Origin of the sequence: Streptomyces sp. NPDC048496 (assembly GCF_043200055.1) — a bacterium.
GTDB lineage: Bacteria > Actinomycetota > Actinomycetes > Streptomycetales > Streptomycetaceae > Streptomyces.
In genome coordinates this window covers 1-7,028 of sequence record NZ_JBICXB010000102.1, presented here as the reverse complement: position 1 = coordinate 7,028, position 7,028 = coordinate 1, and the positions used below count along the sequence as shown (strand labels likewise).

The 7,028-nt window shown below is 67.8% G+C and carries 7 protein-coding genes and 2 pseudogenes; 3 read left to right on the top strand and 6 right to left on the bottom strand.

Going from position 1 to position 7,028, the window contains the following annotated elements:
* Both ACGFSA_RS34515 and ACGFSA_RS34510 read left to right on the top strand, forming a co-directional pair.
* On the top strand, positions 1-666 hold a 666-nt coding region (locus ACGFSA_RS34515; protein ID WP_393310044.1), incomplete at its 5' end, for an IS6 family transposase.
* A 65-nt stretch (positions 667-731) separates the two neighbouring features.
* On the top strand, positions 732-1,076 hold the full coding sequence (locus tag ACGFSA_RS34510) for a hypothetical protein (protein ID WP_393310042.1): 345 nt from the start codon (positions 732-734) through the stop codon (positions 1,074-1,076).
* A 106-nt stretch (positions 1,077-1,182) separates the two neighbouring features.
* Here ACGFSA_RS34510 and ACGFSA_RS34505 read toward each other — a convergent pair.
* The 5 genes from ACGFSA_RS34505 to ACGFSA_RS34485 all read right to left on the bottom strand — a co-directional run bounded on the left by ACGFSA_RS34505 (position 1,183) and on the right by ACGFSA_RS34485 (position 5,741).
* A protein-coding gene (locus ACGFSA_RS34505) for an IS3 family transposase (RefSeq protein WP_393310040.1) occupies positions 1,183-2,375 on the bottom strand; the annotation gives its coding sequence in 2 pieces (ribosomal slippage) (positions 1,183-2,111 and positions 2,111-2,375; 1,194 coding nt in all).
* Between the two features lie 196 nt (positions 2,376-2,571).
* Entirely contained in the window at positions 2,572-2,961 is a 390-nt protein-coding gene (locus ACGFSA_RS34500) for a hypothetical protein (protein ID WP_393310038.1), read from the bottom strand.
* Positions 2,962-3,483: 522 nt separating this feature from the next.
* Positions 3,484-4,644, bottom strand: a complete 1,161-nt coding sequence (locus ACGFSA_RS34495) for an aromatic acid exporter family protein (RefSeq protein WP_393310036.1) — start codon at positions 4,642-4,644, stop codon at positions 3,484-3,486.
* Between the two features lie 178 nt (positions 4,645-4,822).
* Entirely contained in the window at positions 4,823-5,239 is a 417-nt protein-coding gene (locus ACGFSA_RS34490; RefSeq protein WP_393310034.1) for an SsgA family sporulation/cell division regulator, read from the bottom strand.
* Positions 5,240-5,324: 85 nt separating this feature from the next.
* On the bottom strand, positions 5,325-5,741 hold the full coding sequence (locus tag ACGFSA_RS34485; protein WP_393310032.1) for a hypothetical protein: 417 nt from the start codon (positions 5,739-5,741) through the stop codon (positions 5,325-5,327).
* A 164-nt stretch (positions 5,742-5,905) separates the two neighbouring features.
* Here ACGFSA_RS34485 and ACGFSA_RS34480 point away from each other — a divergent pair.
* Positions 5,906-6,185 (top strand): annotated as a pseudogene (locus ACGFSA_RS34480) (dehydrogenase); the annotation flags it as partial.
* Positions 6,186-6,224: 39 nt separating this feature from the next.
* Here the strand turns inward: ACGFSA_RS34480 and ACGFSA_RS34475 are convergent.
* A pseudogene (locus ACGFSA_RS34475) lies at positions 6,225-6,935 on the bottom strand (IS5 family transposase); the annotation flags it as partial.
* Positions 6,936-7,028: the final 93 nt, after the last annotated feature.

Below are 7,028 nucleotides of genomic sequence, written 5' to 3'. Positions count from 1 at the left end.
GCCCACTGTGTGTGGCTGTACCACCGCTTCCCGCTGTCGTTCCGCGAGGTCGAGGAGCTGATGCCCGAGCGCGGCGTGGTCGTCTCCCACGAGACCGTCCGCCGCTGGTGTGCGAAGTTCGGGCAGGCCTACGCCAACGGCCTACGCCGCCGGCGTGTGCAGCCGGGCGACAAGTGGCACCTGGACGAGGTCTTCATCAAGATCAACGGAGAGCAGCAGTACCTGTGCCGGGCCGTCGACGCCGACGGCAACGTGCTCGACATCCTGGTCCAGGGCCGAAGGAACAAAGCCGCAGCCCGGCGCTTCTCCCGCCGCCTGCTGAAGACGACCCGCACGGTGCCACGGGTGATCGTCACTGACAAGCTCCGCTCCTACAGCGCGGCTCACCGAGAGGTGATGCCCTCCGTGGAACACCGTTCCCACAAGGGCCTCAACAACCGGGCAGACAACAGCCACCAGCCCACCCGGCAGCGCGAACGCGCCATGAAAGGCTTCCGTAGCGTCGGCGGAGCCCAGCAGTTCCTGTCCGCGTTCAGCGGCATCCCACCCCACTCCCGACCACGCCGCCACCTGATGACCGCCCCCGAATACCGCACCGAGATGACCACCCGCTTCGCCATCTGGAACCAGATCACCAGCGCCACCGCCCTGCCCACCGCAGCCTGAGCCCGGAGCCGAAACCCGGCCCCACCACACCCAACACGCCATCAGGCACTCACACACTCAACAACGTGACAGCGCCCCCCGACGACATCCGCGCCTACCGCGCCCGCGACGGCGAGTGCCAGGCCGCCCGGGAGACCCGTGAGGCGGAACGCGAGCGGCAGCGCCAGGAGCAGAGGGCCGAACTGGAGCGCCAGGCGAAAGAGGCGGTGGCCCGGATGCCGGACCCGGTCTGCGGGCAATGCCAGGGCCCGCTGAACGGCGACCCCTACCGTCTGGACCCACGCGAGGACTGGGAAGAGGTTCCGCCGGCCGACGGGCAGCACTGCCCCAATTGCCGCGTCGAACTCGCCCGCCAGCCCAAGTCCCGCATCGGCCGCATGATGCGCCGCGTCACCGACGCTCCCGGGTAAGCCGAAGGGGAACCTGGGCAAGCCGCCCTCCGCGACGGCTTGCCCACCCCGGCGCCAGGCCGAGCACTGAGCTGCCCCGACTTCCGTGGAGTCCGCGATCGTGTGATCAAGCGGTCTGCGGGACTTGCTCCAGTCTCGCCCAGTACGCCTGTTCGTACTCGTCAGGTGGTACGTAGCCGAGGGCGGAGTGGAGCCGTTCACCGTTGTACCACGCGACCCACTGGAAGACGGCCCGCTCGACCTCGTCGAAGTCCCGCCACGGCCCCTGATGCTCGATCAATTCGGCCTTGAACGTTCCGTTCAGGGCCTCGGCCATCGCATTGTCGTACGAGTCCGCGACCGAGCCGACGGACGCGGAGGCACCGACCTCCGACAGTCGCTCTGTGTAGCGAATGGACACGTATTGCGACCAGCGGTCGCTGTGGTGGATCAGGCCGGCGTCCTTCTTGATCTTCTGCCGCCACAGTGCCATCTCCAGCGCGTCCAGCGGCAGGTCGGTGCGCATGTGGGTGGCGGCCTGCCAGCCCACGATCCGGCGGGAGTACGCGTCCAGGACGAACGCCACGTAGACCCAGCCCGACCAGGTCCGGATGTAGGTCAGGTCGGCCAGCCACAACTGGTTCGGTCGCTCGGCGACGAAGCGGCGGTTGACCAGGTCGGGCGGCCGCGGGGCGGCCGGCTCCGGGACCGTCGTGCGGCGCCGCTGACCGCGGATGACGCCCTCGATGCGGAGCTCGCGCATCAGCCGCTCGACGGTGCAGCGTGCCACCTGATGCCCTGCGCGGCCCAGCGCGCGGGTGACCCGGCGGGCGCCGTAGGTGCGGCCGGACTCCTCCCACACAGCTGTGACCAGCGGAATCAGTTCCTCGTCACGCAGGCGGCGGGCCGACCTCGGGCGCGTCTTGCGCGCGAAGTACGTCGACGGTGACAGGTCCAGCACCCGGCAGACGGGATCGACCCCGAGGCCCTTGTCGCGCAGGTGGTCGATCACCTGCTCGGCCTCGTCCGGGGACGGTCGATCTCCTGGGCAAAAAACACCGAGGCGGCTTTCAGGATCTCGTTGGCCCGCTTCAACTCGGCGTTTTCCTTGCGGAGTTCCTTCAGCTCGTCGCGTTCGGCGGTGGTGAGGCGGTCGTCACGCTCGCCGGCGTCGGCCTCGGCCTGGCGGACCCACGAGCGCAGGGCCTCCTTGTGGATGCCGAGGTCGCGAGCGACATGGGCCACGGGACGTCCGGTCGAGCGGACCTCGCGGACGGCGCGCTCACGGAGTTCATCGGGGTACTTACGGGGTGCTGGCACTGCTGTGGTCTCCTTACGCCTGGATCGTAACCCAGGCTTCAAGGACTCCACGAAGATCAGTTCAGCTCACCCACCGTGCCAGGGCGTGGCCCGCGGCGTCCAAGAGATGTCAGCCATCCCGGCCATCGGCGGAGCCTATGGCCGCGTGTGATCGAAGTCTGCAGCCGTGGTGTTCCACATGAACCAACGGTGGCCGTCAGCGGTATGAACGCGCCTCGTGTTCCTGGACCCAGTGGTGAGGTCCATGGTGGTCCCGGATCCATTCGATCTGGTCAGTGACCCAGCGTCGACGGCTGTCGTCGTCGCTCATCTGGTGACTGACTCGGTCGTGGTCCCGGATCCATTCGATCTGGTCACTGACCCAGCGTCGACGGTCGTCGTAGCCGCCCCGGCCCTCGTCCCAGCTGCCGTGCCGGCTGTCGTCATGAGTGTCGAGGAGCCGCACGGGGTGGGAAACGACGGCTGCCCGGTCATCGGTCGGGAGGGCCGCTGCCGAGGCGGGACCACCCGTCGCGAGGAGTCCGGCCGCTGCGACCGTCACAGAAGCGGCCGCGACAGCAGCGCGTCGCGCAATCCTGAAAGCCATGATCTTTCCTCCTTGCTTACCCCGTGACCTGCACAACAGGCCGTGAGGGCTTGCCTTTCATCAGGCACTGACGACAGTACCCCGAAATGGTTGAGCGATGAACTACTTGTGTCGTGAGGTACGCCATGCCCCGAAGAATCGTTGCGTCGGAATACTTCGGGTAGCCCCTCATCGGTCGCCCGCCGCCCGGAGTTGAGCAGCCGGCAGAGCAACTCCTTTTTCCGCGCGCCGATGCTGACGACCGGCCCGCCGTCGGCTCGGTGCTGCTCGACCTGCTCGTTGGTGGAGCGGAACCGGGTGCTGCCGACGTTCCGGGGTCTTGCCCAGGCCTGGAGGCCGAAGCCGTTCCCTTTCAGTAGGCATCGGCCGTGACCGCCGGGAAGGATGCCCCCGACGGATCAGTTCCTCGGCGCGCTTGCATGCAGGGGTGGCTGATCTGCTGCGGGACGACGCCAAGTGCTTCTTCGGCCCTGACCCGAGAGTCCGGGCGTGGTCGAAGGCCGTGTGGACCGGGTGAAACGCTCAGTCAGTGAGAGTGTCCGCGCGGTCCAGGTCGGCCAGCAGCCTTTCCACGTCGGTCATGAGTGAGCCGTAGACGTGCCAGGCGCCCGGCTTGGTGAGGGTGCCCCTGCCGATCATGTCGGTCATGGTGTCGTGCCAGGCCAGTGCGCTGTCGATTGCGCCGCGCAGGCGTTCACGGGGAGATGTGTCCGGTGAGCCGGTCGCCGGGCCCGATTCGGCGAATGCCTGGACGGCCGCTCCTGCCAGTTGGAGGGTTTCGGCGTACCGGTCGAGGAACTGGTGCCCCAGGTGGTGATCGGCGTGGTTGTCGTGCGCGTTGTCGGCCAGGGTCCGTGCGATTCCGCGTACCTGGATCGACACGCCGCGCAAGGCCATGAATGTGTCGTTGGAGGTCGTCTCCTTGCGTCGCGTGTGCGCGACGCAGCGTGTGTTCCACCGCAGGCTCTCGTCGGCCTGCCGCACCAGTTCCTCTGCGCGAGTGAGGCGTTTGTCCAGGTTGCGTGCCTGGTGCAGCCAGTTGTGGGCCTTCGAGGTGAGCTGTCGCCGGGAGAGGCCCGTACCCATGTCGTGCAGCAGTGTTCCCATGGAGCGGGCGAGGTCGCGTACGGCGGAATCGGACTCGTTCAGGTAGAGCGGGGGCAGGACGAGAGCGTTCACCGCGATGCCCGCGGCCGCGCCGGTGAGCGTCTGGAGCGCGGGGGACACGAGACTGCCCATGGGATCGGTTGCGGTGGCGGCCAGCGCGATGACTGCGGTGGAGGCGACCTGGAGACGGTCGTCAGCGGTGCGGCGGGGACCTGCCAGGACCGCGATGACCGCGATGACCGCGACGGCGCCCGCGGTCGGTCCCAGCAGCCGGGCCGTCGCGAGGGCGAGGATCAGCCCGGCAACCCTCGCCACTACACTTTGTGTCGCCTTGGTCACGGACTGGTGGACCGTGGAGGCGTTGACCATGAGCAGAGCCGTGGCGACCGCCATGTAGGGCCGGCCCTCGGGGGACCAAGGGGCCACGATGCCCCAGGTGAGCAGTGCTGCGATGAGGGTTTTGGCGCCGTGCACCACGTGGTCGCCCCGCTTGGTGCGGAGCCGGCCGGTGAGGCGGCGTACCGGCTCTGCCATCGTCACCGGCGGGCGCTCCAGCCGGATGGTTGAATCTTGCACGACATTGATGATGGCATCGTTTGTCCGTTTTGGCCTCGTGACGTCGGCCACGGTCACCCGTGGTGCCCCTGGGTGCGCCGTCTTCGCTGCCGTTGCGCTGGCCCGTCACCGCCAGCGCCGGGCCGGCAAGGGGCTCGGGCGTGTGCTGAAAACGAACCTCCAGAGATCCCGGAACGGTTCAGGGTGCTCCGTCCAGGAATTGGGCGAGGTGGGTTTCGAGGTCCAGCGCCTCGGTTTCCCTGCCGGCGGGCACGAGCTGGTATGTGCGGTGAAGCCACCGCTCGACCGCCGGGAGTGAGGCCGTGAGGTGGGCGGACCCGTGGGGGGAGGACAGGAGAAGGTGCAGGAGCGCCTCGGGGCCGGTTTCGGCGGGCCAGACCCGCACGTCACCCTCCCCGCTGAGGGTCCGAGTCCCCGCGGCGAGAAGGTCGCGTGCGAAGACCCACGGGATCAGGCCCTGGGGACCGTCCTGGAAGAGGAGCTGCACGGCGAGCGGGTCCTGCGATCTGTAGAGCAGGTGGGTCGGCACGAAGATCCGCTCACCCAGAGGGGACGCGAGCTCCATGTCGAGCATGTGGTCTACGCAACTGGTCATGGTTCGGCGCGTGTCGGGGCCGGGGGCGCTGGGCCCGGGCGGTAGGAACGGTGCCCGGGCCCGGCGCTCGCCATGGTCCGTGCGGTCAGCGGAAGATGCTGTAGTCGAAGCCGTGCGCGTTGCCGGTCACGACGACCCATGCGCCGCGCTCCCACTGGTAGAAGCGGTGGTTGTCGAAGCGGTAACGGTGACCCTGGTCGTCGCTGAACCAGTAGCGGCCCTCCCGCTCCCAGCGGCGGTGGCCGTCCCAGCGCCGGTCGCCGCGGTGGTCGTTGCGGTCGCTCCAGCGGTGGTCGTTTCCGTTTCGGTCGCTCCAGCCGTCCCGGTCGCCGTGGTGGTCGCCGTACGGCGTGGCGACCGGGGCGTGGGAGGCGACCGCGGCGTGGCCGGCCTCAGGGTTCGGGGCTGCCGAGGCGGTGCCGCCCGCTGTCAGCAGGGCGCCGGCTGCGGCGGCGAGAGCGACGGCCGTGGCGGCGGCGCGACGTCCGAAGGTGTGATTCATGATCTTTCTCCTTGTTCTGTGCCGGAGCCCTTTGGGTGCAGGCCCTGGCGGCGCCCCGGGGTGGTGGGGCAGGAGTGACGCTACCCGCAAATAAGTTGAATATTGAACATTGCGTTCTGTGGCATATTTCATAACCTTTAGGATTTTCCTCGGCTCCGGAGGCGTCGGACGCCATGCTGGTCCCGCTGCCGGCCGGCCTCGACCCGGTCGCCATGGCCTCCGCCAGCGACAACTGGTCCCTGTCCTGGCGCCTGGTCGCCCGCCCCGCACCTCAAAGCCTGGCCCGGAGCCCGGGTCCTGGTCGTCACCCGGGGCAGCATCGGCCTGTACGTGTGCGACATCGCCCGTGCGCTCGGCGCCTCCGGCGTCCTCTACGCCGTCGAAGCCACCGGCCGCGTCGACCAGCTCGCCCTCGCCGTCAAGTCGCTTGCAACCGAAGGTATCTGAGAGGGCGTTTGATCTAGCCGAATTGCCGCTTATGCACTAGTAAGTTCCTCGCCAAGTTGGCGTGGTTTCGTCTGTTATGCGCTTGGCGAGGTTGTCGATCGACGCGACGTGGATCATGGCTTCGGAGCTGGCGGTGAGGGTCTCGTAGTCGCGGGCGAGGCGGCGATGCATCATGATCCAACCGATACTCCGCTCCACCACCCAACGCCTTTTCAGAACGTGAAAGCCGCGGGTTCCGGGGTTCTTGTCGACGACTTCGACGTCGATTCCGAGTTTCGCCCCGTGTTCAACGACGGCCTTCTTGAAGCCGGTATCGACCCAGCTCTTAGCGATGGTCGGGTAGGTGGTTTTGGCCTGGTCGAGGAGGCGTATTCCCAAGGCGTTCTCGGAGAGGCTGGCGGCGGTGACGGTCACGGCGAGGATCAGGCCGATTGTGTCGGTGAGGATCCCTCGCTTCCGGCCTACGATCTTCTTCGCCGCATCGGTTCCCTGGCTGGTCACGGGCACGTTGGTGGAGGTCTTCACGCTCTGGGTGTCGATGACGGAGGCTGTCGGCTCGGGCTTACGTCCCTCCTTCACGCGGGCCAGAGCGGTGAGGTCGTAGTCGAGCTGGGCGAAGATTCCCTCGTCGCGCCAGGCGGCGTAGTAGAAGTAGACGGTGCCGTGTCCGGGGAAGTCGTGCGGGAGATACTTCCAGGGGATTCCGGTGCGGTTCAGATAGAGAATCGCATTGAACACGTCGCGGAGTTACGGCAGCTGTAGATAGGTCTGCCGATGCCCGTCGCTGCTGGTCAGCGGTATGAAGGGGGGTGGGTGCGGGCACGAGGACGGCCGTCTCGA

Excerpts from the sequence above, each read along its gene's own strand:
- ACGFSA_RS34485 (WP_393310032.1), bottom strand. The coding sequence starts at position 5,741 with ATGAATCACACCTTCGGACGTCGCGCCGCCGCCACGGCCGTCGCTCTC.
- ACGFSA_RS34490 (WP_393310034.1), bottom strand. The coding sequence starts at position 5,239 with ATGACCAGTTGCGTAGACCACATGCTCGACATGGAGCTCGCGTCCCCT.
- ACGFSA_RS34500 (WP_393310038.1), bottom strand. The coding sequence starts at position 2,961 with ATGGCTTTCAGGATTGCGCGACGCGCTGCTGTCGCGGCCGCTTCTGTG.